A 25,724-nucleotide genomic window follows, 5' to 3' on the forward strand; every position below is an offset into this window, starting at 1 on the left:
TGGGCGCCCCTTTCCAGCCGCAGACCTGCCGACACGGGGTCGGATGTCCGAGGCCAGAAAATGGTCCACTGATCTGCGGAACACCCGAACAACAGGGGCCAACATGGGACTTTTTATCCTCCGACGGTTTGGCGTGATGCTACTCACAGCACTCTGCCTGACTTTCGTGGTCTTCTTTTTGACCAACCTCTACCCGAACCTTGAAAAGCTTGCCAAAACGCAAGGCAACCAGCGGATGTCTGACGAGCAGGTCGAAACATGGCTGGGGAATCGTGGCTACCTTCAGCCAACGCTGATCAAGTATGGTCAGTGGCTTGGCGTGATGCCGGGCTTCACCAAAACACTGGAAGACGGCACATTCCAGGGCACCTGTGTGCGTCCCGGTTTGACCGAAGAAGATACGCCCCGCTATTGCGGCGTCCTGCAAGGGGATTGGGGGTATTCCACTGTCTTCAAGGATGAGGTCGGAAAGATCGTCAGCGTCCGTCTTGGCAACACCGGCTATCTCATGTTCTGGGTTTTGGTCCTGATGGTTCCGTCTGCACTTTTAGTCGGAGTTCTGGCTGGGATGCGCGAAGGATCCGCGTTGGACCGGTCGCTGTCGACATTCTCTATCATCACGACCGCGACGCCTGAATACGTGTCGGGCGTGATCTTCATCGCGATTTTCACCTCGTCGACCGTTGGACTAAAATGGTTCAAGGGAACAGCGACATCAGCGATGGAAAACCCGACTTTCGAGAACTTCTTCCTGCCGGTACTGACCATCTCACTTTACGGGATGGGCTATATCGCCCGCATGACCCGCGCCTCGATGACCGAGGTGATGACCGCGCAATACATCCGGACCGCGCGGCTCAAGGGGGTGTCCTTCAGCAACATCGTCATGAAACACGCGCTGCGCAACGCGCTGATCGCGCCCTTCACCGTCATCATGCTGCAGTTCCCGTGGCTGCTGAATGGCGTCGTGATCGTCGAGACCCTTTTCAACTACAAGGGCTTTGGCTGGGCACTGGTTCAGGCGGCGGGCAACAACGACATTCAGCTTCTGCTGGCGATCTCGGTCGTGTCGGTCTTTGTGGTTCTGTTGACTCAGCTGATTTCGGATATCGGCTATGTCTACCTTAACCCGCGCATTCGCATTTCTTAAGGAGGGATAGATTATGGAACCACTTACCTGGACCGGCTCTATCGCCTTCCTGAATCCAATCCTGTTGCTCGCACTCGCCGCACTGGCGCTTTCGATCATAGTCTGGATCGTCGCGAGTATCTTTTTGCCTGAACAGCAGATCACCGTAAACTCGGATGGCTCTGTCAGTTCAAGCGGTGGGCTGCGAGGCCTCATCCAAACGGCGCTTCACTACAGCTTTCTGGCCAGCGTCGGATTGTCGGTTGCGTATCTGCTGCTGGGCATTTTTATGGGGACCAATGCAGGGATCATCGGCGCGATGTCGCAACAGTTCCTGCCTGTTTGGGTAGCACTGATCATCATGTTTGCGTCGTCCATCGCCTTTAAACGGCGTCTTGGATTGTACGGCAAACTCTATGACAGCCCCATCGGCATGATCGGTTTCGGTCTTGTGATGTTCTGGGTGTTTACCGGCATCTTCGGCGCAATGGACATGATTGTGACGCATGACCCGCTGACGCAGCTTTCGGGCATGAAGAACAAGGTACCTGGCACGCCTCTGCCAAATCTGGAAGACGGGCAATATGCCTGGTACCTGCTGGGCGGTGACAATCTGGCCCGCGACGTCTTCAGCCGAATGGTAAAGGGCGCGTGGATCGTGGTGCAAATCGCGCCGCTTGCCACGATGTTTGCCTTCATGGTCGGCATCACTCTGGGTCTGCCCGCAGGATATTATGGCGGTCGTCTGGACACGTTCCTGTCGTTCTTGGCCAACCTGATCCTTGCCTTCCCAGTGATCCTGCTGTTCTACCTTCTGGTAACGCCCGAGATCGTCGCGACTGGGGTACCGAACTATATGGCCGCGGTGCTGTTTGTATTCCCGATCCTGTTCCTGGCAGTTTTGCTGAACTCTCGGTTCTATACACGTCCGAAATTCCGGACGCCGCTTCTGGTGGCGGTGCTGGGGATCACGGTCTGGCTGTACCTATCGCTGATTTCGACCGGTGGGTATGTGATTAATACCGATGACTATCGCATCTGGGGCCTGCCGACATATCTGGATCTGTTCGACATTCCGGGCGGTATTCTGGTGGTGTTCGTTTCAGTGGTCTTTGTGAACTCGCCTACGGTGTTCCGTATCGTGCGGGGTCTGGCGCTGGACATCAAAACCCGTGATTACGTCGCGGCGGCGCAAACTCGTGGCGAAGGACCGTGGTACATCATGCTGTGGGAAATCCTGCCCAACGCTCGTGGTCCACTGATCGTCGATTTCTGTCTGCGTATCGGTTACACGACCATCCTGCTGGGAACCTTGGGCTTCTTCGGACTGGGCCTTCCACCTGAAAGCCCGGACTGGGGTTCGACGATCAACGAGGGGCGTAAGCTTCTGTCGATCTACCTGCACCCTGCCCTTCCGCCTGCCTTTGCCCTGCTGTCGCTGGTTCTGGGTCTGAACCTGCTGGCTGACGGTCTGCGCGAAGAAAGCCTGAAGGACTGATGTGATCGAGGCCGGGGGCTCTGCCCCCGGACCCCCGAGGTATTTTTAGCCAGATGAAGGGGATCCCCGCATTTGGTGAGGAGTAAACAAGATGAGCAAAATGGCGGATTATGACGGCCCGATCCTGGAGATCGACAAGCTGTCTATCTCATTCTTTACCCGCCTGCGGGAAATTCCCGCCGTGATGGATTTCTCAGTCAGTGTGCAGCCCGGCGAGGCTGTGGGATTGGTCGGTGAATCCGGGTGCGGTAAGTCAACCGTGGCGTTGGGTGTCATGCAGGATCTTGGCAAGAACGGTCGGATCGTCGGAGGGACGATCAAGTTCAAAGGCAGGGATCTTTCAGAAATGTCGGCGGAAGAGTTGCGCGATGTTCGCGGCAACGAAATCGCGATGATCTATCAGGAGCCGATGGCATCGCTGAACCCGGCGATGAAGATCGGCAAACAGCTGATGGAAGTCCCGATGATCCACGAAGGCGTCAGTGCGGAAGAAGCATATTCACGAGCACTGGAAGTGGTGACGGATGTGCGCTTGCCTGACCCGGAGCGAATGCTGAATTCTTTCCCGCATCAGCTTTCTGGCGGTCAACAGCAACGCATTGTGATTGCGATGGCGCTGATGTCGAAACCGGCGCTGCTGATCCTGGATGAGCCAACAACCGCTTTGGACGTGACAGTCGAAGCCGCCGTTGTTGAGCTGGTCAAGGATCTGGGCAAGAAATACGGCACCTCTATGCTGTTCATTTCGCACAATCTCGGGCTGGTTCTGGAAACCTGCGACCGGCTGTGTGTGATGTATTCGGGCGAAGCGGTCGAACGTGGCTCGATCAAGGATGTGTTCGACGAGATGCAGCATCCTTATACACAGGCGTTGTTCCGGTCGATCCCGCTGCCGGGGGCCGACAAGAATTCGCGTCCGCTGGTGGCCATCCCCGGCAACTTCCCCCTACCCCATGAGCGGCCTCCGGGGTGTAACTTTGGCCCGCGCTGCGACTACTTCGAAGAGGGGCGCTGCGACGCAAAAGACATTCTGATGGAGGCTGTGCCAGGAAATGACCGGCACCATACGCGCTGTCTGAAATTCCAAGAGATCGACTGGAACGCACCGATCACGGTAGGCGAACAGAAAGAGAAAGGCGAAATCGGGCGGACTGTTTTGAAAATGGACAACCTCAAGAAATACTATGAGGTTGCGGCAAACGCTCTGTTCGGTGGCGGCGAGACGAAAGTTGTGAAAGCCAACGAAACGCTCAGTTTCGAAGCACATGAATCCGAGACGCTGGCCATCGTGGGTGAATCCGGTTGCGGCAAATCTACTTTTGCCAAGGTGCTCATGGGGCTGGAAACGGCCACGGATGGTCAAATCCTGTTGGACAATCGGAATATCGAACAGGTGCCCATCGAAGAACGGGATGCCAAGACGGTTGGCGAAGTTCAGATGGTGTTCCAGAACCCGTTTGACACCTTGAACCCCTCGATGACCGTCGGGCGTCAGATCATTCGAGCGCTCGAGATTTTTGGGGTTGGAAACTCTGAGGCCGAGCGCAAGAAGCGGATGCTGGAGCTTCTGGATCTGGTGAAGCTGCCGCGTGCATTTGCGGATCGGATGCCGCGCCAGTTGTCCGGTGGTCAGAAACAGCGCGTGGGCATTGCGCGCGCCTTTGCGGGTGATGCTCGTATCGTGGTTGCGGACGAGCCTGTCTCGGCCCTGGACGTGTCGGTGCAGGCAGCTGTGACCGACCTACTGATGGAAATCCAACGAGAGCATAAAACCACCTTGCTGTTCATCAGCCACGATCTGTCCATCGTGCGGTATCTCAGTGACCGGGTCATGGTCATGTATCTGGGTCATGTAGTCGAACTGGGCACGACCGATCAGGTTTTTGCCCCGCCCTATCACCCCTACACCGAAGCTCTTTTGAGCGCTGTTCCAATCGCCGATACTTCGGTCGAGAAGCAGCATATCGTGCTTGAAGGTGATATTCCCTCAGCCATGAACCCGCCGCCAGGCTGCCCGTTCCAGACACGATGCCGCTGGAAAACCGAAGTGCCGGATGGGCGTTGCGAGTCGCATGTTCCGCCGGTGCAGACCTTGGCAGATGGGCATCAGGTGAAATGCCATCTGGCCGAAGACATTCTGGCGCGGATGGAACCGGTGATCAAAGTCGCTGCGGAGTAACCTTGCCAATAAGACTTAGAAAGGGCCGGTCATTGACCGGCCCTTTCTGGTAGTGCCGCGTTTTGCGGGGAGACAGGCGGCGCTTAGGAATATGCGTGAGTGGTGTCCCGATTTTCCTCAGCCTGTCATGACATTGTTGCCGAAATGCATGAACTCTTGGTTCATTCCGGCAACGTCACCGGCCTCTAGCTGCAAGCTGGCGCTTTCGAGCATTTTGTAGCTTTGCTGCCCCTTCACCCAATCGTCAGCCGATTGCAACGTGGTCAGTGTGTAGGATGTGACTTCGTTCAGGTAATGGGTGGGAATGATAACCTTGGGCTTAAGTTTAGAAACGATATCATTGCCTTGCTCAAAGCTGAGAATATGTTCCGATCCGTCCACCGGCAATGTCAGAACATCCACCTGTCCAATGGCATCCCAAAACTCCTGCGGCGGGTTGTGACGATTGTCGCCCCAGATCAGCGTGCGAATTCCACCGGTTTCCACCAGATAGACCACCATATCCATGTGACCCACATTGTTCGGCGGACAGGCTTCTGCCCCGAACTCGGCCAGCGCATTGGTCCAATCATACCACCCGGGTGCAACGCAGGCGTGCTTGTCTGCAAAACCAGTGATCTTGAGATCGGCGAACTCAAATTTGCCAACCATCCGGTCCAGCACCATGGTCGAGCTTGGCCGTTCGATGGCGTCATGGTCAAAATGCGCGTGGGTCGACAACGTGATATCCACCGGGATCTGAGGAAACTCGTTGCGGAACCACAAACCCCACGCCCCTGATGGATCATCGCGCCACGGGTCAAACAGAACGGTCGCCCCGTTGGGTGACGTGATTTTGATGGCGCAATGACCGTAATAGTCGATCCCTACCGTTCCGGTGCTGGCCTGCCCGGTCGATCCCTGCAGATCGATGACGTGGTTATTGTTTCCCGGTTGCAACCAGGCTTGAGACTGCGCCTCAGCCGGTTTTGCGCCCAGTACTGAAGCCGTCGCACCAACGCCGGCAGCCCCTGCGGCCATAAAAAATGATCGACGTGAAAGCCCAGGTGCCAGGTGATCCTTGTCCCCGTTCAGGATGGTCGGTTTCAGATCTTTGCGATCCATTTAATGTACCTCTCTGTTGGACGTGTGCGATTTGCCCGCACCCCATCACAGAGGGTAACAAGCCAAAGCATGTTGGCTCAGACCGGAAAATTAGGGGTGGAATATGGGGGCAATCCCCATATTCCACCATCACGAAATTGAGAGAAGATGGCTGCGCAGGTTCTGGTCGCGCCCATCAAGGCCTAATTTGCGGCGAATGTTGTTGCGGTGAAAGTCGATTGTCGAAGTCTCGCGCGACAGCGCCTTTGCGATGTCCTTGGTAGTCTTTCCAAACATCACCATCTGGGCAATTTCCATCTCGGTCGGGGTCATCGCCGCAAACGCATCTGTCAATTTGTCGGACAGCGACGACGTGATCTCGTTCAGGTTATTCTCAACCAGGTCGAGGTAAACACTCTGCGCCTCATCACCTGCCAACTGCGCTCGAACCTTATCCAGATAGGGCAGCACCCGGCTACGCACCTGTTCGACAATCTCCATGTCACGGCTCTTGCGATCATCTTCAAGACTGGACAGCAACACGCGCAACGCCGTGTTGGCTTCCTGTAATTCACGCGTGCGATCCGAGACCCGCGTTTCAAGCTGCGCAAGTGTTTCATTCAGTTTCTCTTCCAACGCGCGGCGCAGATAAACCTCTTGCAACAAAGCCAAATCCGACTCGACCATGCGCGCAAACTGCGTCAGCCCTTCGCGGAACAGCAATGCCCGGCGGTTTTGTTTGCGATCTAGAACGCAGATTGTTCCGAACACGGATCCATCGGGCCATTTCAGCGGCAGACCGATGTAAAACGTCATGCCGTGTTCCAGATCGTCATTGTCCGACCAGACCGGGTCACAGGTGGCATCCTCGACCACCAGCTCTCCGTCCCGCTGCAGAACGCCCTGACAATAGAGTTTGGGATTCAACTGGAAGGTCAATCCGACCGGATAGGGGTTTTCGGGATGATCTGAGGTGATAAGAACCGCATGGTCAGGCGCATCGGTTTTCATGATCAGGCTCGCGGGCACATCTGCCAACTCGGCGACCAGATCAACCAGTTGCTGCCAGTTGGCCAGTGTTTCTTTGGGAATTTGCGGGTGGTCAACAGGCATGAGGGGCCTCACCAGTTACTGGGCGGTACCCTCTCAGGTTAGTTGGACGAGCCGCACGGAATCAAGAATTGGACGCTCTGCGTCGCAGCATCCGGGCTTACCCGCCCCAGATGACCTTCACATAGTTCTGCGTTTCTTTATACGGCGGAATACCACCATGTTTTTCAACCGCTTTGGGACCCGCATTATAAGCAGCCAAAGCCAGTGGCCAGGATTTGAACTTGCGATACTGCCAGGACAGATATCTGGCCCCGCCTTCCAGGTTTTGTTTGGGATCGAGCGGATTTACACCCAAAAGCTCGGCGGTCTGAGGCATCAGCTGCGCCAGTCCCAGCGCGCCTTTGTGAGATTTCGCCTGCGGATTCCATCCGCTTTCCTGTTGTACAAGGCGCAGGAACAAGTCCTCGGGGATGTTGTGAAGCCTCGCAGCTTGCTTCGCCAGGTCCAGATACTGACCCCGGTACTTTCCGGTATAGCGTTTGCTGACCTGCGCGCGGGACGTTTTGGGTTTGAGACGCTCAGAATCCCGATACTGAGTGGCCGCGCGTGAATCCAAAACTTTGGATTGCTTCAGAAAAATATCCTTACGGCTTTTGGTGGACAGCGTTTGCGCCTGCACGGGCGCAACAGCCAGCACAAGGCAGACAACAGTAAACCCAGCAACCCAAGAACGCATCAATGCCAATCCTGCTCGATCAGAAACCAGTCGGAGTATAGGTATTCCCGACAAAAATGAAAGCTTGGTAAACATCAAAGTAAGACTCTTGTTGAACACTGTTGTATCAACTGTGTTTCAACCACGATGCAGGCCGTATAGGGTCACACGAAACAAGCCGCGCCGGATTCGGTGCATATACGCGAAACAGAACGAGGAATTACATGGCGGGTTCAGTCAACAAGGTCATTCTGGTAGGTAATCTTGGCCGCGACCCCGAGGTTCGGTCGTTTCAGAACGGCGGCAAAGTGTGCAATCTGCGCATTGCCACCTCGGAAAACTGGAAAGACCGCAACACAGGCGAGCGTCGCGAACGTACAGAATGGCATTCGGTTGCCATCTTCTCAGAGCCTTTGGCCCGCATTGCCGAGCAATATTTGCGCAAGGGCAGCAAGGTCTACATCGAAGGTCAGCTGGAAACCCGCAAGTGGCAGGATCAATCCGGTCAGGATCGTTATTCCACCGAAGTTGTCCTGCGCCCCTATCGAGGTGAACTGACCCTTCTGGACAGCCGTGGCGAAGGTGGCGGCGGAAGTGGCGGTGGTTATGGCGGCGGCCAAGCTGGTGGCGGTTACGGCGACCCTTACGGTGGCCCGTCCAGCTCACCAGCGCCTGCATCAGGTGGAATCGACGACGACGAGATTCCGTTCTAATCGAAACGGAGACACGACATGACATGGTCCTTCTCTCTCGGCCGGTTGCTCGGGTCCGAACTGAGGGTCCATGTCACTTTTCTTTTGCTTTTAGCATGGGTCGGCTTTGCAGCCTATTCCGCGGGCGGTCTGCCCGCCGCCATAGACAACCTTATTTTTGTTCTGGCGCTTTTTGCTTGTGTGGTTGCGCATGAATTTGGCCATGCCCTCATGGCCCGGCGCTATGGTATCAAAACCCCTGACATAACTCTGCTGCCAATCGGTGGACTGGCTCGGCTGGAACGCATGCCGGAAAAACCCATGCAAGAGGTCTATGTGGCGCTTGCGGGCCCTGCTGTGAATATTGTCATCTGGATCGTACTTGTTGCCCTTGGCGCAGGGACGCCATTTGAAACTTTTGCGCAGATCGACTCGCCCGGTACCGGGTTGTTGGACAGGTTGGCCTATATCAACCTGCTGTTGGCCGCTTTCAATATGATCCCCGCCTTTCCCATGGACGGAGGGCGGGTGTTCAGGGCCCTGTTGTGCTTGCGCATGGACAGGGTCAAGGCAACGCGTTTGGCCGCAATAGGTGGCCAGATCGTCGCCATCGGCCTTGGCTTTCTTGGTCTTAGCACCGCAAACCCCATCCTTGTCCTGATTGCGGTGTTCGTTTTCATCGCAGCCAACGCAGAAAGCCAGGATGTTGCATTGCGGTCCGCCGCCCGCCGCGTCTTGGCCCGGGACGCGATGATCACCGAGTTTCACGCCTTATCCCCCAGCGACACGCTCAGCACGGCGGCGCAAGCCGTCATTCATACGACACAGCACGAATTTCCTGTCCTGGAGGATGATCGTGGCCTGCTGGGTTTCGTAACCCGGGATCGCCTGTTCGCCGCTCTGGCCAGCGATCAGCCCCGATCAACCTCTGCGCTTTCGGTGATGGATGCCGATATTCCCTCAGTCACCCTGACCACTGGGCTAGAAGAGGTGCTGGAGCATCTTCACAAAGGCGCTCCGGCCATCGCTGTTGTCACCCATGGCGGGCGCATGGTGGGCTATATCACGCGTGAGAATATCGGTGAACTCATGGTGATTCAGGGCCGCTAGGACCCTGTTTCACGCCGCTGCCAAAGCGTCTGACAGGACTGAGAGAACGGCGTCTTTCGGAACATCAGACGTAACAAAAGCCTGACCGAGGCCGCGCGCGAGGATGAAGCGCAATTGCCCATCCACAACCTTCTTGTCCTGCCCCATCAGTTCCACCAGCGCGTTGGCACTTGGAAGGTCTCCAGGAATATCAGCAAGATCGGTTTTCATCCCCATCGCGCGTAGATGCGCCCGCACCCGGCTTGGGTCTTCCTGCGAACACAGGCCAAGACGCGAGGACAGTTCAAACGCAAGCGCACAGCCGATGGCGACGCCTTCGCCATGCAGCAACCGGTTGGAATACCCTGTTGCCGCCTCAAGCGCGTGGCAGAACGTATGCCCCAAGTTCAGCAAAGCACGATCACCCTGTTCGGTTTCATCCCGAGCAACGATATCGGCTTTCATCTGCACTGAACGGGTGACGGCCCGCACGCGTGCCGCCATGTCTCCGGCGGACACGCTTGGGCCGTTTTGCTCGAGCCATTCAAAGAATTCCGCGTCACCCAGCAGACCGTATTTCACGACCTCGCCATAGCCCGACAGAAAATCCCTCTGGGTCATGGTTCCCAGGACCGAGGTATCGGCCAAAACCAGCGATGGTTGATGGAACGCCCCAATCAGGTTTTTTCCCTGAGGCGCATTGATCCCGGTTTTGCCGCCAACCGAGCTGTCAACTTGCGCCAGCAGCGAGGTAGGGATCTGCACAAACCTGACCCCGCGGCGCAGGACAGCCGCAGCAAAACCTGCAAGATCACCAATGACCCCACCACCCAAAGCCACAACCACATCCCGGCGCTCGACTTTCTCTGCCAGCAGCCATTCAACCGCGCGTTCAAAATGTGGCCAGCTTTTGGTGGCCTCGCCCGCAGGCAAGGCCAAGGCAGTCATCTCGACACCGGCGGCGTTGAGACCCGCACGCAGAGCGTCCAAGTGCAACTCAGCCACGTTCTCATCGGTCAGGACGGCCACTTTGGGGCGCGGCAATAGTGGGGAAATCCACTCTCCTGCCCGCGCCAGAAGATCCGGGCCGATCTCGACATCATACGAACGGTCGCCCAGATCCACATGTACTGTTTGATGCATTACTTCTGTTCCAAAACATCGGGGCGCGCCAGCAACGCTGCGACAACCCTGTCCACCATATTCTCGATCGAGGTTTCGCCATCGGACTCGACCGTCAAATCCGCCTCGGCGTAAACCGGTACGCGCGCCTCGTAGAGGGCTTTTAATGTCGCATACGGATCTGCGGTTCGAAGCAACGGGCGCGTGTCCTTGTGGCGCACCCGGTTCCACAACACGTTCAGGTCAGCCCGTAGCCATACCGAGGCGCCCTGCTGGCTGATCGTTCGCCGGTTTCCCGGTTGCAGAAATGCCCCGCCGCCAGTGGACAGGACACCCTTCTTCTCTTCCAGCAAGCGGCCGATAACCTGCGCTTCCTTTGCCCGAAAAAACGGTTCTCCGTCCCGTTCGAAAATTTCCGGGATGGTCATGTTGGCCGCTGATTCGATCTCGGCGTCGCTGTCCAGAAACGGAACGCCCAAGCGCGCCGCCAAAGCGCGGCCCACAGCAGTCTTGCCTGCCCCCATCATCCCGACCAAAACCACGGTTTTGTGCAGATCAAACCTGCCCTGTGCGTCTGCGATGTGCGTGTTATGCTTAATTTCGCTCATTTCTCTGTGAATGACGTGATCTTAGGAAAAATGCCAGTTATAACTTGGCCAAAATCAAAAATTGAGGCAGCGTGGGGCCATGGGCCGTCTGATCAAATTCGTGATATATGTTCTTTGCCTGGGTTTCATTGGGCTGGTGGCTTATGCCTATGTCGGTCCTTTCTTTGGCGCGGATTTCTCAGCACCCCAAAGTGAAATCCGCGAACCGGTCGTGCTGGATGTCGACTAAACAGGCGCTTTTTGCCGTCTTTCTGGCAGGATCGGCACAGGCGCAGGACCCTTTGTCAGCCATCGATTGGCTGTCGAATCCGCCCGAAAACCTTCCCGGAACCGTTCTGCTAGAGCCCCCGGTCGCCCAAAACGGCGCATTACCGGACATCGAGGTGACGTCGCTTGAGGCTCTGTCGCGGCCGTTGGGTCTTGTTTCGTCCACCGTTACGGGACTGCCGATCGACCTTTGGAAAGGCAGTGACCCCGCTCGCCTGGCTGAGCTAATCTCCAAAATCCCTGTTCGTGACAATCCTGCCATGCAGCGCTTGCTGTTCACGTTGCTCTTGTCCGAATCCCGCGCCCCGTCCGGGCCTGATGCGCAAGAGGTGCTGCTTTTGGCCCGCCTGGATCGGCTGATGCAGTTGGGTGCAGCAGATCCTGTACAATCCCTTGTGCAATTGGCAGGACCGACGGATACCCAGGAGCGGTTTCAACGCTGGTTTGACGCAACTCTGCTGACCGGGGACGAAGATCGCAGCTGCACCGCCCTGATTGCCCAACCTCATCTGTCGCAGAACTATGCGGTGCAGATATTCTGCAAAGCACGTCGCGGGGATTGGGCGTCTGCGGCGCTGACACTCGAAGCGGCGCACGCACTAGAACTTCTGCCGCCCGAAGAACTTGCTGTTCTTGATCGGTTTCTAAGCCCCGAGCTTTATGAGGGCGCAGCCTATTTGCCGCAGCCCGAAGACCCGGACCCGCTGAGTTTCCGGCTGTTCGAAGCCATCGGGGAACGCCTGCCATCCGCCCCTTTGCCGCGTGCTTTTGCCAATGCAGATCTGCGGGACGTCGCGGGCTGGAAGGCTCAGATCGAAGCCGCAGAACGGTTGACGCGGATCGGTGCTTTGACCCCAAATCAGCTCTTGGGCCTGTATACCGAACGTGATCCCGCTGCTTCTGGTGCAGTCTGGGATCGTGTCGCAGCCATCCAACAATTTGAAAGCGCGCTGAATACGGGCAATGCCGACGCCATCGGAAAGACTCTGCCTACAGTCTGGCAACAGATGCGCAGCGTGGGACTTGAAGTATCCTTTGCCGACCTTTTTGCCGAGCGCTTGTCGCAGGTAACTTTGCCGGTGCCCGCCACCGAAAACCTGCGCTGGCGCATCCTCATGTTGTCCGACATGTATGAGCGTGCAGCCCTTGCTACGCCCAACAACGGGACCGACACATTGTTCCTTGCGGCACTTGCGCAAGGCGATCCCGGACGCGCTGTTTCCCCTTCCCCCTTGGCAGATGCCGTCGCGCAGGGATTCGAGTGGTTGGCACCTGTGCCCAGCGACATCGACGCGTTGTTAGCCAACGGTCAGTTGGGCGAAGCCATTTTGGAAGCGATGCAACTGTTTGCCCATGGCGCGCGCGGCAATCTGGTGGATCTGGCCGGAGCAATCGCAACCTTCCGAAAGGTGGGGCTTGAGGACACGGCCCGCCGTGCCGCGCTGACGCTGCTGATCCTGCAAGAGCGGTGACCATGGGCGGCCCAGCATCCAACGAGCTATGGATCTCAACCTTCCTGCAAGCGCAGGCGGCTGAACTTGGCGCGGCGACAAACACGTTGCTGGCTTATGGGCGTGATCTGAAAGATCTTGCCGCGTGGCTGGAGCACCGAGCCACAGGGTTTGAACAGGCCGACCGCGACCAAATCGAAGCCTACCTAATCGACTGCGATGCGCAGGGCTTGTCCCGTTCCACCCGAGCGCGACGTCTTTCGGCCATCAAACAACTCTATCGATTTGCCTTCGAGGAAGGTTGGCACGATGTGAACCCGGCCATTCAGATCAAAGGTCCCGGGCGACAGAAACGTCTTCCCAAAACTTTGGGTGTGCCCGAGGTGGACCGCCTTCTTGAAGCAGCGCGCCAAACCGGACGCACCCAGTCGGACCGGTTGCGTAACACTTGCCTGATGGAACTGCTTTACGCCACGGGAATGCGCGTGACCGAACTTGTGTCCCTGCCCGTTTCCTCGGCGCGCGGCGATCCGCGTATGCTGCTGGTGCTGGGCAAAGGTGGCAAGGAACGCATGGTGCCATTGTCCCCACCTGCGCGGAATGCATTGGCCGATTGGCTGACCGAACGGGATGAAGCCGAAGAGCAGACCGTTGAGAAAGGTGGCCAAAGGTCCCGCTTTTTGTTCCCGTCGCGCGGGAAATCGGGCCATCTGACGCGACACAGGTTCTTTCTGCTGGTCAAGGAACTGGCCGTGCACGGTGGTGTTTCACCCGAAAAGGTTACGCCGCACACGTTGCGACATGCCTTTGCCACGCATCTTCTGGCAAATGGCGCTGATCTGCGTTCGATCCAGACCCTGTTGGGTCACGCCGACGTCGCAACAACCGAGATTTACACCCATGTTCTGGACGAACGTCTGGCGGAACTGGTGTTGCAGCATCACCCGCTGAGCAAAGACCCCAAGAAAGACGAGGGCTAAGCCCTTGATCCGGCGGGGTCGCATCCCCATAACGGATGCAGAACTCTAGCTCTCAAGGACCTATGGAACCCTCACCTTCTCTGATCGACAGCACTTTCTGGTTTACCTCTGGTGCTATCCTCCTTTTGCTCGTCTTGTCCGGCTTCTTTTCTGGCTCGGAAACAGCGCTTACGGCCTCTTCTCGCGGAAAACTCAGGGCGCAGGCCGACAAAGGATCACGCGGGGCAAAAAAGGCGCTCGAGATCACCGATGACAACGAACGTCTGATCGGATCGGTTCTACTGGGCAATAACCTGGTCAACATTTTGGCGGCGTCGCTGGCGACGGCGTTGTTCACACGCTTGTTCGGCGAAAGCGGCGTGGCCTTGGCGACACTGGTGATGACATTGCTGGTTCTGATCTTTGCCGAAGTGCTGCCGAAGACCTACGCCATCACCAATTCTGAAAAAGCTGCATCTGCGGTTGCACCAATCATCAGCGTGGTTGTGACGGTGTTTTCGCCCATCGTTGCCGCTGTGCGATTGCTGGTGCGCGGTGTCTTGCGCCTGTTTGGGGTGCAGATCGACCCCGACAGCAACATTCTGGCTGTTCGTGAAGAAATTGCCGGCGCCCTGCAACTGGGCCATTCCGAAGGCGTGGTAGAAAAGGAAGACCGCGACCGTATTCTGGGCGCACTGGATTTGGGTGACCGCGCGGTGGAAGAGATCATGTTGCACCGCTCGAATATCGAGATGATTGACGCCGACGCCGCGCCCGAAGCGATCCTTAAGCAATGTCTGGAAAGCCCGCATACGCGCCTTCCCGTCTTTCGGGATGAGCCGGAAAACATTGTGGGTGTTGTGCATGCCAAAGACCTTTTCCGCGCGATGTATGCGCAAGCCGGTGGCAGCGATGGCGGCACTGACCGTCTGGCCAGCTTTGATATCGGTAAAGTTGCCAATGACCCCTATTTCGTGCCGGAAACCACCACTCTGGACGACCAGATGCGTGAATTCCTGCGGATGCACAGCCATTTTGCACTGGTGGTCGACGAATACGGATCTTTGCGCGGACTGATCACGCTGGAAGACATTCTGGAAGAGATCGTAGGCGAAATCGCAGACGAATTTGACATTGATGAAGAAGTGCCTGTCACCCGCACCGAAGACGGGCAGTACCTTGTCGAAGGCGCAATGACCATCCGTGATGCCAACCGGGCGCTGGACTGGTCACTGCCGGATGAAGAGGCCAATACACTTGCTGGGCTGGTCATACACGAAGCACAAATGATCCCCGTCGTGGGTCAGGTGTTTTCGTTCCACGGGTTCCGCTTCGAAGTGACCGATCGCGAAGGCAATCGTATCACCGCTTTGAAAGTCCGCCCGCTGTAAGGCGTCGCGAAAACCGGTGCCCCAAATCAGGGCACCGGTCGCAATCTCTACCTCAGGCGAACCAGGTACGGCTGGCGACATAGCCGTCCATAAGGTCGCCATTGGCGTGCGCGCCCCAGCCGGTCACCTTATCCGAGTAGCCATCGATGAACTGGTTGAACATCGGGTTGATCAGACCACCTTCTTCCCAGACGATCCGGGCCATCTGACCATAGAGCTCTTTGCGCTTGGTCTCGTCCAACTCGGAACGCGCCTTCAAGAGCAACGCGTCGAACTGTTCGTTTTTGAAACGCGTATCGTTCCAGTCGGCAGTGGAAAGATAACCAACCGACCACATCTGATCCTGCACCGGGCGACCACCCCAATAGGACGCGCAGAACGGCTTGTTGTTCCACACTTCGGACCAGTACCCATCTGCGGGCTCACGCTGAATCTCCAGCGGGATACCCGCCTCTTGCGCTGACAGTTGGAACAGTTGCGCGGCGTCAACGGCACCTGCAAAAGCGGCATCCGAGACATGCAGTACGATAGGCGAGCCATCATGGCCCGACGCTTTGTAGTGCTCGGAAGCCTTGGCCAGATCAAAAGCGCGCTGTTCCATCGTATCATCGAACAAAGGATAGGCTTCATTGATCGGTATATCGTTCCCGACCGAGCCGTAGCCGCGCAATACATTCTCGACCATCTGTTCGCGATTGATCGCGTATTTCAGCGCCAGACGCAGGTCTTTGTTGTCGAACGGAGCGGTGTCGCAATGCATAACAAAGATGTAGTGCCCGCGGCCCGATGTGGCGTTGATGTTGATGCCAGGCGCGCGCCCGAACAGTTTCGCGGTCCGTGGTGGGACGATGTTCATCGCGTGAACCTGACCTGACTGCAAAGCCGCCGAACGAGCGGTGTCATCATTCAGAACCAGAATCTCGTGGCTGTCATAATGGCCGACGCTGTCATCCCAGTGGTTGGCGAATTTTTCGAACCCATAGAGTACGCCCGGTTCGTCCGCGACGACCTTGTATGCCCCGGTCGAAATGCCTTCGGCCGGATTGTCCATGCCGCCACCCGGTTGCATGACCAGGTGGTAATCCGACATCAGATACGGCAGGTCCGCATTTGGAGTGGTTAAGGTGACGACCACATAGTCACCGTCGACCCGGATATCCTCGATCCCACGCATGATCCCTAACGCACCGGATTGAGCATCCTCGTTCGAGTGACGCGCCAACGTCTGTTGAACATCCTCTGGCGTCAATGTCTTTCCGTTGTGGAACTCTACTCCCTTGCGGATGCGGAAAGTCCAAACCTTGCCATCCCCGGACGCTTCCCAGCTTTCAGCAATGCTTGGGGCAATGCCGCCATCTGCGGTGACAATCGTCAAAGTGTTGCCAAAGGCGCGCAAAGCCTTCGCAGTCACGTGCGACGTCGACAGGGCCGGGTCCAGAGTGTTGGTGCTTTCTCCTCCTTTCAGACCCAGAACAAAGTGCCCCCCTTTCTTGGGCGTATCCGCCAGCCCGGATTCAGCCCAAATGGTGCTGGCTACAGCCGCGCTCAGGCCCAGGGCCGCAGATTTCGCCATGAACTCACGGCGGCTCAACGCTTGGGGGTTGAGTTCGAATTTACTCATTTCATTTCCTAACTGAGAGTCTCACGAAGGTGCAGTCGCAGCGCCTTTAGATTGATTCTGTAACGGGCGCGTGACCGACCTTGGGTGCGTTTATCCAGCCTTGCGCATGACTTCCACGACAAGTTTTGTCGCGTTTGGCATTGCGCTCAGTAGCGCCCTGCGCACACTGGCGGAAATCAATCGGAGGTCTTTATGAAACTGCAAACCCGCGTGGTGGTCATTGGCGGCGGTGTCGTCGGTTGTTCAGTCCTGTATCACCTGACCAAGCTGGGCTGGTCGGATGTCATGCTGCTGGAACGCTCCGAGTTAACCAGCGGATCGACCTGGCACGCGGCGGGCGGGTTTCACACCCTCAACGGCGACACCAATATGGCCGCGCTGCAGGGCTATACCATCCGACTGTATAAAGAGCTGGAAGAAATCACAGGCATGTCCTGCGGGTTGCACCACGTCGGCGGCGTGACCCTGGCCGACAATCAGGACCGTTTTGACATGCTGCTGGCCGAGCGCGCCAAGCACCGTTTCATGGGGTTGGAAACAGAAATCGTCGGGCCGGACGAGATCAAAAAAATCGCCCCGATCACCAATACCGATGGCATCATCGGCGCGCTCTACGACCCTCTCGATGGGCATCTTGACCCCTCGGGCACCACACATGCCTACGCCAAGGCGGCGCGGATGGGTGGGGCCACGATCGAAACCCATTGCATGGTGCGAGAAACCAACCAGCGCCCGGATGGCACATGGGATGTGGTGACCGACAAGGGGACGATTCACACGGAGCATGTGGTCAATGCAGGCGGTCTCTGGGCGCGCGAGGTGGGCGCGATGGCGGGTATCTACTTCCCTCTGCACCCGATGGAACACCAATATCTTGTCACGGACTCGATCCCTCAGATCGAGGCGATCATCGACGCCGGTGGCGAGCATCCCCATGTGATGGACCCGGCGGGCGAAAGCTATCTCCGGCAGGAAGGGCGCGGCCTTTGCATCGGGTTTTACGAGCAACCCTGTAAACCCTGGGCCGTCGATGGAACACCTTGGGAGTTCGGCCATGAACTGCTGCCTGATGACTATGACAAGATCACCGACAGCATCGAATTTGCCTACAAACGTTTCCCAGTTCTCGCCGAAGCTGGTGTGAAGTCTGTAATCCACGGGCCGTTCACCTTCGCACCCGACGGAAACCCTCTGGTCGGGCCGGTTCCCGGAATGCGCAACTACTGGTCGGCTTGTGGCGTGATGGCCGGGTTCAGCCAGGGCGGCGGTGTTGGCCTGACGCTGGCGCAATGGATGATCGAAGGCGAGCCCGAACGCGACGTGTTTGCCATGGACGTGGCCCGGTTCGGCGACTGGATCAGCCCCGGTTATACCCGCCCCAAAGTGATCGAGAACTATCAGAAACGCTTCAGCGTCGCCTACCCGAACGAGGAACTGCCCGCAGCGCGTCCCAACCGCACAACGCCGATGTACGACATCTTCAGTGATCTGGGCGCGGTTTGGGGCCAGCAATACGGGCTCGAAGTCGCCAACTACTTTGCCCAAGGAGAGGAGCCGGGGTTCGAGACCCCATCGTTCCGACGGTCTGACGCGTTCGATGCGACAGGTCGCGAAGTGCGCGCTGTGCGCGAGAACGTGGGTATCAACGAGGTCCACAACTTTGGTAAATACCGGATCACCGGACCATCGGCGCGGGATTGGCTGGACCGGATCATGGCTGGACGTATGCCAAAACCCGGCCGCCTGTCCCTGACACCGATGCTCTCGCCCAAAGGCAAACTGATCGGCGATTTCACCGTGTCGTGTCTGAGCGAAAACGAGTTTCGACTTACGGCCTCATACGGCAGCCAAGCGTTCCACATGCGCTGGTTCTTACAAAATGTGCAGGAAGGTGTATCCATCGAGAACATCAGCGACCGCTTGAACGGGTTTCAGATCGCAGGCCCCAAGGCAACACAGGTGCTGGCCGCCTGCACGCGTGACGATCTGAGTGATTTCCAGTTCCTCGATGTCCGCCGTATGACAGTTGGCATGACCGATTGTATCGTTCAACGTGTCAGCTATACCGGCGATCTTGGGTACGAGATCTATTGCGATCCGATGGCCCAACGACAACTCTGGTGGGCATTGTGGGAAGCCGGGCAAACACATGGCATGGTTCCCTTTGGGATGCGCGCGATGATGAGCCTGAGGTTGGACAAGTTTTTTGGCTCGTGGATGCGAGAGTTCTCGCCTGATTACACCGCTGCGGAAACCGGGTTGGACCGCTTCATCTCCTTCCGCAAGAACAGCGACTTTATCGGCCGCGCCGCCGCCGAGGCAGACCGCGCGGACGGAAGCGCCCGCACATTGGTTGCGTTTGAAGTCGATGCACAAGATGCAGACGTCAACGCCTATGAGCCGATCTGGCTGGACGGTTCGGTGGTTGGCTTCTGCACGTCGGGTGGCTTTTCTCACTTCGCGCAGAAATCCATTGCGATGGGGTTCTTGCCTTCTGAGCGTGTGTCAGACGGGCTTGAGGTCGAAATCGAAATCCTGGGGCAGATGCGTAAGGCCCGGGTGATCTCGACGCCCTTGTTCGATCCGGACGGGGCACGCATGAGGGGATGACACTGCGCTTTACCGGCGGCATGGTGGCTGCATGACTGATGTTCCCATCATACTGCTGGCCGCCGGTCAATCCAGCCGCATGGGCGGCGTGGACAAGTTGATGCAACCAATCGACGACACCCCGCTGCTGAAGCGATCCGCACGCACGGCGCGAGCTGTAGGTCCCGTATTAGTCGCCCTGCCCCCAAAACCGCATCCTCGATATGAGGCGCTAAAGGGTTTGGACGTTCTTCCGGTGCCGGTCGCTGAAGCCGCAGAGGGAATGAATGCAAGCTTACGGGCGGCGATGCGACATGTTCCGCCGGGTGCAGAAGCTGTCATGGTATTGCTCGCAGATCTGCCTAACCTGACTCAGGTCGATCTGCGCGCGGTTTTACAGGCACGCGATGCCCACCCGGAAAACCTCATCTGGCGTGGGGCCACTGCAAATGGCAAGCCGGGCCATCCAGTCGTCTTTGACCAATCGCTCTTTGATCAACTCTCGGGCCTACGGGGCGATGAAGGCGCGCAAAAGGTGGTCCAGGCACATGCACAAAAAGTGTACCTGCACCGCCTGCCCGACCGAAATGCGTTGCTGGACTTGGATACACCCCAAGACTGGGACGTTTGGAAAAAAAACCGTGCCCCGGAATAAACTCGGCCCGGTCTGTTAAGACCGGGCCGTTGCCCAAAACAGGACTACCACTTTTCTCAATCCCAAAAGTCCGGCCAGTGCGCCGTCAAAGCACGCTGACTAAATAGCCGCCAAACCTAAACAAGACCCCCTCGTTAACACGCCGCTAAAACTCTCGGTGATCGAGTGAACCAGCAGCGCCCCCTAGCGCTTTTGGCTCCCCCTCACTTGGGCATGTTCATCCTCACTGATCTGATCGTTCAAAACAATGTAAAATTGGAGGGAATGGTTAACTTGGCTCAACTCTGAATGGTTTTTGGGCAACAACGCCATTTACGACGATCAACCCTAGGGCGATTTCGAATTTATGCACAAGATAACGATTCGAGATTATGCGCAAACTTATTCGCGATTTCACCTCGCACACGTTACATTTTTGGTGTCAAGGCCGACCAGCAGCCTTCAAACACACAACCATTGAGGGAGCAGCTATTTTCCCCATCCTGCTGACCAATCATTGTCAACAAAACAAAAATAATTCAACGGTTTTGAGAGTTTGACGTCGATTTCAGCAACAATCCTCCGATTCGCACGACTCCGACCCGTCAATTTCGACGAATCCAGTCTGACGTCGACCGTCACAGAACATCGCCTTTGTGGCGAAATTAAGATTTCTTCACGTATCCCTCAGGAAAGACCAATCCTGGTGCTGCATCTCTTGCTTTAACGCGCAGTCGAATCTGCGCGACACATACAGGAGACAGAAATGAGCATCCGCAAATCATCGCTTTTACTTCCCCGAACCTCCAACTGGATGGGCATCAGCGCCCTAGGGGCCGCGCTGTTGGCGACAACAGCCATTCCGTCCGTGGCGGACGAGGCACTGGCTGATCTGGTTGAAACCGTTTCCCCTTCGGTGGTGACCATCATCGCGGAGCAGGACAATGTACCTAGCGCAGCGCCTGGGCAAAACTTCGACTTTGACGGGCACCCATTTGGCGAGTTCTTCAAGCGATTTGGTGCGCCCGAAGGTTTCAATGCACCCCAGCGCGGTCCGGCACAGGGCTTAGGCTCGGGCTTTGTGCTGGATGAGGCGGGATATATCGTCACCAATCATCATGTCGTAGACAACGCCTCTACCGTTACCGTTCGGCTGAGTGATGATCGCAGCTATGAAGCCGAGGTGGTCGGCACCGACCCGCTGACCGACATCGCCGTTTTGAAAATCGACCCGGACACCGCGCTTCAGGCCGTTGAACTGGGCGACAGCGATGTCATCCGTGTCGGCGAAGACGTCGTGGCCATCGGCAATCCCTTTGGCCTCAGCTCCACAGTGACCACCGGCATCGTCTCGGCAAAAGGTCGCAACATCTCTGAAGGCCCCTATGCAGAGTTCATTCAAACCGATGCTGCGATCAACAAGGGCAACTCGGGCGGCCCCCTGTTCAATATGGAAGGCGAAGTTATTGGCGTGAATTCAGCCATTTATTCGCCCAGCGGTGGATCCGTTGGATTGGGCTTTGCCGTGACTTCGAATATCGTCCAGCATATCGCAGCCGACCTGCGTGACGATGGCCAGGTCAGCCGTGGCTGGTTGGGCGTTTCGATCCAAAACGTCAGCCCACAACTTGCTGCCGCTTTGGGTATCGATGCCTCCTCTGGCGCGCTGGTGTCCGATGTTGTTTCCGACAGCCCGGCGGATGGTGTTCTGAAGCAAGGCGATGTGATCCTGACGTTCAACGATGAAGCCGTAGACTCAAGCAGTGACCTGCCCATTCTCGTCGGCACGACCAAAGTTGGCACGGACAGCACTCTGACGGTTTTGCGTGATGGTAAGCAGGAAACGCTGACTCTGACCGTCGGTCAGCATCAGGCAGCGTCTGCCCAACCTGATACACCGGTCGAGGCTGAGGTTGCAGGTACGACACTGGGTGTCACTGTAGCCCCGCTGACTGAAACGGTACGTGCCGAGACGGGCATTCCCGAGACTGTCGACGGTGTTGTCGTCACGGATCTGAAACCCGATAGCCCCGCCGCAAAGGCCGGTCTGCAGCGTGGTGACGTGATCGTCAAACTGGGCAACCAAGAGACGTTCACACCCGATGCTTTGAAGGCGGCGCTGGACAGCGAAAAGACCGATCCGGCCCTGGTGCTGATCAATCGCGGCGGTAGTCAGATCTTCGTCGCAGTCGAACTCGCCTGATCAGGAAACCGGGCGCGCCGCTTGATGGGGATTTTCGGCGCGCCTCACCCGGCAGATCAGAATTGTCCACTGTCTGCCGGGCTTGCCGGGTGCGTGCCCAGCACCCGGCAAGATCCCCCGAATTCAATGTGCATCACCTGAATATTGTGTTTAAATCCCGATAGAAAGGAGCCAGACCATGAGCCGCCGCCTGTTGATCGTGGAAGATGACGCTGACACCAGGGACTTCATCGCCAAAGGGTTCGGCGAAGAAGGCTATGTGGTCGAAACCGCCGCAGATGGGCGCGAAGGGTTGTATCACGCCACAGATGGCGGGTTTGACGCCATTGTACTGGACCGGATGCTGCCGGGCTTGGATGGGCTGTCCTTGATCAAGTCACTGCGGGCAGCCGGTTTGAAAACACCCGTCCTGATGCTGACAGCCATGAGCGCGGTGGATGAACGGGTCAAGGGCCTGCGCTCGGGCGCAGACGATTACCTGGTCAAACCGTTTTCCTTTCAGGAGTTGCACGCCCGCATCGAGGCTCTGCTGCGTCGTCCTCAGGAATCCGAAGAAACACCGACACTCACCTGCAAAGACCTTGAGATGGATCTGTTGACCCGCAAGGTTACTCGCGCCGGGCACGAGATCACCCTCACCCCGCGCGAGTTCCAGATCCTCGAATATTTTCTGCGCCGTAAGAACCGTGTGGTGTCGCGCACCATGCTGCTTGAAGGCGTTTGGGATTATCACTTCGATCCAAACACAAATGTTGTCGACGTCCATATCTCAAAGCTGCGGCGGCAGTTGGATGAAGGCGGCGATGCCCCCCTGATTGAAACCGTTCGCGGCGCGGGTTACATGATGTCCGATGGATAACCTTTGGCTTTCCCTAAACAATTCCAGAACACGGCTGGTCGCGACCAGCATGTTTCTCAGCACCTTTCTGACTGCGTCGGTACTGGCCGTGGTGTACGTCACCGCAAACCGAAGCATTGAAGCCGAGACACGCTCGGTCGTCTCGGCCGAGCTGACCGGGTTGGCGGATGAATATGAACGGCGAGGTCTGCTTGGGCTGATCACCGCAATCGAACGTCGCCTGCCAAGCGCCTCTGAACGCGACGCGCTTTACCTGTTGACCGACCGGCTTGGGGTCAAGCTGGTGGGCAACCTGAAATCCTGGCCTGTCAATGTTGCAGCAGGCAGTGGTTGGGTCGATCTGGAGCTTCGCCGCGCCGACAATGACCAGCTTGTCCCGGTCTCTGCTGCATCGATCCGCCTGCCCGGCGGAGAGCGTCTTCTGGTTGGGCGCGACGCCGCCACGCGTCAGCAGTTTGACCGCGTCTTGTTCCGATCCGTTGCACTGGCGCTGGGGATTGCCTTTGTGCTGAGCGTGATTACCGGCTGGCTGTTTACACGCCTGGTCTTTGCACGCCTCTCGGACATAGCTAGCACAGCAGAAAACATCGTATCAGGCGATCTATCCAAAAGAATGCCCCTGCGCGGAACCGGCGACGAATTCGACCAGGTCTCGGGCACTTTGAACAACATGCTGGATCGGATCGAAGAATTGATCAGCAACCTGCGCACCACGTCGAATTCCATCGCGCATGACCTGCGGTCTCCATTGTCACGCCTGCGCCAGCGCGTTGAAGCCCTGTCAGAGCCGGGAAAAACCGATTTGGAACGAGAAATCGATGTCGCCCGCGCTACGGCAGAAATTGACCACGTGCTGCGCGTGCTGGCACAGCTGACCGAGATTTCGCGCGCCGAAGCCGGGCTTGGGCGCGAACAGTTTGAAACCATCGACTTGCAGCACCTCGTCGGCGATGTTGTCGAACTTTACGACCCGGTGGCTGCCGATCAGGGCATAACACTCGAGGTGACTGGCTCAGCCCCCCCAATCGAAGGGCACCGCCCTCTATTGTCACAGGCCCTGTCCAACCTGCTTGAAAACGCGATGCGATATGCGCCTGCGGAGTCGACCATCACGATTTCGCTGGATACCGAAAACGGTTTTGCATGTCTGCACGTGCGCGACCAAGGCCCGGGCGTCCCACCTGAAGAACTGGATCGCCTGCAACTGCCTTTCGTAACGCTTGACCCTGCGCGTACGGAGCGAAACGCCGGGCTGGGTCTGGCATTGGTCGCAGCGATTTCGCATATGCATGGCGGAAGGTTTGCAGCCCAAAATTGTGATCCTGGGCTGAAGGCGACGATCTATCTGGCGCAGAATCCCTAAATCGGGATACCGTTTGTTGCCATCGTCTTGTTCTTAAAGCGTTTGTCTTCTGTTACATCCGCCCCGAACCAATCAGGTGGTACAAAAGCTTCGGCATCATCCTCCGAGTCGAATTCGACCTCAACCAGGCGTAACGGCGCCAGATCACCGGAAAAAATATCCAGCTCGAACATGAGCCCATCCGGCAAACGCCCGGTGTAACGCTCTTTCTCGACACGGCGGCCTTCTGTTTCGGGCCAGAAGGTTTCAAACTGTTCCGCTGTGATTTGTGCCTCGCGCTCAACACGGACCAGACCACCGCCGCCTTTCAGTGTCAGGAAAAACGCATCGTCCTTCTGCCTCAACCGCAACTCAGTCGAGTCGTCAGGCGCGGTCAAGTAACCCTGTCGCACAACGGATTTCTGCGCGTTGCTCAGGTCCGGCGCGGCTGCCACCAGAAACTTGCGCTCGATTTCTTTGCTCATTGGGTTGAAACCACTCCGTTTTCCAGTTCGTCGAACAGCGCCCGATAGGCCACACAGGCTGCACTGCGCCCGGCATAGGTGCTGACGGGCGCTCGATGCTGACCCATCTTTTCAATATCCGCAGCAAATGGAACCGCCGTTTGCAAAAACCGTTTAGGATATAGCTTGCGCATCGAGGCCATTGTCTCCTGATGTAAAACCTTTCGTTTCTGCACCATCGAAAAGAACGCACGCAACTTCTTCTTGCGCAGCTTGTGTTCGTCGAAAAAGCGTACCAATTGATCAAACGTTCGCTCGGACAGAGTCGTGGGGATGACGGGAACAACGATTTCATCTGCCGCCTTGAAGATGTTTTCAGACAGGGTGGAAAAGTTCGGCGGACAATCCAGAAGGACCACGTCATAATCGCTGCCGGCGGACACCAGCGCCTTTTTCAAGCGTGAGCGCTTGTTGCGCATTCGGGACAAGAAAACATCGAAATCGCGGAAGGTCAGATTTGCGGGCAACACGTCCAATCCTTCGAAATCGCTGGCCCGGATCGCTTTGGTAAACCGTTCCACGTCCTCGAAAAACCGCGCGTCCGTCAACTTTTTGGACGGCTTCACGCGAAAATAAAAACCCGACGCGCCCTGAGGGTCTAGATCACACAGCAAAACCTGCTTGCCTGCCTGTGCATATGCATGAGCCAGGTTCACCGAGGTCGCGGTTTTGCCGACACCGCCCTTGTTGCTGTAGCAGGCAATGATCTTCATTCC

Annotated in this window: 22 protein-coding genes; 14 read left to right on the forward strand and 8 right to left on the reverse strand. The window is 57.1% G+C overall.

Annotated features, from left to right (window positions below):
- Positions 1-103 precede the first annotated feature (103 nt).
- The 3 genes from GS630_RS07850 (at position 104) to GS630_RS07860 (ending at position 4,806) form a co-directional block, all read left to right on the forward strand.
- Positions 104-1,150: an ABC transporter permease gene (locus GS630_RS07850; RefSeq protein ID WP_171619162.1), complete on the forward strand. Its 1,047-nt coding sequence runs from the start codon at positions 104-106 to the stop codon at positions 1,148-1,150.
- Between the two features lie 13 nt (positions 1,151-1,163).
- The gene (locus GS630_RS07855; RefSeq protein ID WP_171174420.1) at positions 1,164-2,627 is read left to right on the forward strand and encodes an ABC transporter permease; all 1,464 of its coding nucleotides are present in this window, start codon (positions 1,164-1,166) and stop codon (positions 2,625-2,627) included.
- A gap of 91 nt (positions 2,628-2,718) precedes the next feature.
- Positions 2,719-4,806, forward strand: a complete 2,088-nt coding sequence (locus GS630_RS07860; protein WP_171619164.1) for an ABC transporter ATP-binding protein — start codon at positions 2,719-2,721, stop codon at positions 4,804-4,806.
- Between the two features lie 117 nt (positions 4,807-4,923).
- Here the strand turns inward: GS630_RS07860 and GS630_RS07865 are convergent, their stop codons facing one another.
- From GS630_RS07865 to GS630_RS07875, 3 genes are all read right to left on the reverse strand, one after another.
- Complete coding sequence (locus GS630_RS07865; protein WP_171174424.1) at positions 4,924-5,910, reverse strand: MBL fold metallo-hydrolase; 987 nt, start codon at positions 5,908-5,910, stop codon at positions 4,924-4,926.
- A gap of 129 nt (positions 5,911-6,039) precedes the next feature.
- Positions 6,040-7,002 carry a LuxR C-terminal-related transcriptional regulator gene (locus GS630_RS07870; protein ID WP_171234138.1) on the reverse strand — a complete coding sequence of 321 codons (963 nt, stop codon included), beginning with the start codon at positions 7,000-7,002 and terminating at the stop codon, positions 6,040-6,042.
- 97 nt (positions 7,003-7,099) lie between these two features.
- Positions 7,100-7,678 (reverse strand): lytic transglycosylase domain-containing protein, encoded by a 579-nt coding sequence (locus GS630_RS07875; RefSeq protein WP_171174435.1) that lies wholly within the window; start codon positions 7,676-7,678, stop codon positions 7,100-7,102.
- Positions 7,679-7,881: 203 nt separating this feature from the next.
- Here GS630_RS07875 and ssb point away from each other — a divergent pair, with 203 nt between their 5' ends.
- Both ssb and GS630_RS07885 read left to right on the forward strand, forming a co-directional pair.
- A complete protein-coding gene (ssb, locus tag GS630_RS07880) occupies positions 7,882-8,370 on the forward strand; it encodes a single-stranded DNA-binding protein (protein WP_171174437.1) in 489 nt (162 codons plus the stop codon).
- An 18-nt stretch (positions 8,371-8,388) separates the two neighbouring features.
- The gene (locus tag GS630_RS07885) at positions 8,389-9,459 is read left to right on the forward strand and encodes a site-2 protease family protein (RefSeq protein WP_171711942.1); all 1,071 of its coding nucleotides are present in this window, start codon (positions 8,389-8,391) and stop codon (positions 9,457-9,459) included.
- Between the two features lie 9 nt (positions 9,460-9,468).
- Here the strand turns inward: GS630_RS07885 and aroB are convergent, their stop codons facing one another.
- Both aroB and GS630_RS07895 read right to left on the reverse strand, forming a co-directional pair.
- Positions 9,469-10,581 (reverse strand): 3-dehydroquinate synthase, encoded by a 1,113-nt coding sequence (aroB, locus tag GS630_RS07890; protein ID WP_171619168.1) that lies wholly within the window; start codon positions 10,579-10,581, stop codon positions 9,469-9,471.
- A complete protein-coding gene (locus tag GS630_RS07895; protein ID WP_171174443.1) occupies positions 10,581-11,168 on the reverse strand; it encodes a shikimate kinase in 588 nt (195 codons plus the stop codon). Before GS630_RS07895 ends, aroB begins: the two co-directional genes overlap by 1 nt.
- A gap of 79 nt (positions 11,169-11,247) precedes the next feature.
- Between GS630_RS07895 and GS630_RS07900 the strand changes: the two genes are divergently transcribed.
- From GS630_RS07900 to GS630_RS07915, 4 genes are all read left to right on the forward strand, one after another.
- Complete coding sequence (locus GS630_RS07900; protein WP_171174444.1) at positions 11,248-11,397, forward strand: hypothetical protein; 150 nt, start codon at positions 11,248-11,250, stop codon at positions 11,395-11,397.
- The gene (locus GS630_RS07905) at positions 11,387-12,907 is read left to right on the forward strand and encodes a hypothetical protein (protein WP_171174446.1); all 1,521 of its coding nucleotides are present in this window, start codon (positions 11,387-11,389) and stop codon (positions 12,905-12,907) included. The genes GS630_RS07900 and GS630_RS07905 overlap by 11 nt, the downstream gene beginning before the upstream one ends.
- A 2-nt stretch (positions 12,908-12,909) precedes the next feature.
- Positions 12,910-13,866 carry a site-specific tyrosine recombinase XerD gene (locus GS630_RS07910; protein WP_171174448.1) on the forward strand — a complete coding sequence of 319 codons (957 nt, stop codon included), beginning with the start codon at positions 12,910-12,912 and terminating at the stop codon, positions 13,864-13,866.
- 62 nt (positions 13,867-13,928) lie between these two features.
- Positions 13,929-15,236, forward strand: coding sequence for an HlyC/CorC family transporter (locus tag GS630_RS07915; RefSeq protein ID WP_171174450.1), 1,308 nt, complete (start codon positions 13,929-13,931; stop codon positions 15,234-15,236).
- A 52-nt stretch (positions 15,237-15,288) separates the two neighbouring features.
- On the opposite strand, the gene GS630_RS07920 is transcribed toward GS630_RS07915, so the two are convergent.
- Positions 15,289-16,857 (reverse strand): ABC transporter substrate-binding protein, encoded by a 1,569-nt coding sequence (locus tag GS630_RS07920; RefSeq protein WP_171619170.1) that lies wholly within the window; start codon positions 16,855-16,857, stop codon positions 15,289-15,291.
- A 192-nt stretch (positions 16,858-17,049) separates the two neighbouring features.
- Between GS630_RS07920 and GS630_RS07925 the strand changes: the two genes are divergently transcribed.
- The 5 genes from GS630_RS07925 to GS630_RS07945 all read left to right on the forward strand — a co-directional run bounded on the left by GS630_RS07925 (position 17,050) and on the right by GS630_RS07945 (position 24,505).
- Entirely contained in the window at positions 17,050-19,467 is a 2,418-nt protein-coding gene (locus GS630_RS07925) for an FAD-dependent oxidoreductase (protein WP_171619172.1), read from the forward strand.
- Between the two features lie 31 nt (positions 19,468-19,498).
- Entirely contained in the window at positions 19,499-20,101 is a 603-nt protein-coding gene (locus tag GS630_RS07930) for an NTP transferase domain-containing protein (protein WP_171619174.1), read from the forward strand.
- A gap of 745 nt (positions 20,102-20,846) precedes the next feature.
- Positions 20,847-22,283, forward strand: a complete 1,437-nt coding sequence (locus tag GS630_RS07935) for a Do family serine endopeptidase (protein WP_171619176.1) — start codon at positions 20,847-20,849, stop codon at positions 22,281-22,283.
- A gap of 178 nt (positions 22,284-22,461) precedes the next feature.
- The gene (locus GS630_RS07940; protein WP_171237464.1) at positions 22,462-23,142 is read left to right on the forward strand and encodes a response regulator transcription factor; all 681 of its coding nucleotides are present in this window, start codon (positions 22,462-22,464) and stop codon (positions 23,140-23,142) included.
- Positions 23,143-23,191: 49 nt separating this feature from the next.
- Positions 23,192-24,505 (forward strand): HAMP domain-containing sensor histidine kinase, encoded by a 1,314-nt coding sequence (locus GS630_RS07945; protein ID WP_245223147.1) that lies wholly within the window; start codon positions 23,192-23,194, stop codon positions 24,503-24,505.
- Here the strand turns inward: GS630_RS07945 and GS630_RS07950 are convergent.
- Positions 24,502-24,969 (reverse strand): CYTH domain-containing protein, encoded by a 468-nt coding sequence (locus tag GS630_RS07950; RefSeq protein WP_171174464.1) that lies wholly within the window; start codon positions 24,967-24,969, stop codon positions 24,502-24,504. The genes GS630_RS07945 and GS630_RS07950 overlap by 4 nt on opposite strands.
- A complete protein-coding gene (locus GS630_RS07955; protein ID WP_171174466.1) occupies positions 24,966-25,721 on the reverse strand; it encodes a ParA family protein in 756 nt (251 codons plus the stop codon). Before GS630_RS07955 ends, GS630_RS07950 begins: the two co-directional genes overlap by 4 nt.
- Positions 25,722-25,724: the final 3 nt, after the last annotated feature.

Origin of the sequence: Ruegeria sp. HKCCD7303 (assembly GCF_013111185.1) — a bacterium.
GTDB lineage: Bacteria > Pseudomonadota > Alphaproteobacteria > Rhodobacterales > Rhodobacteraceae > Ruegeria.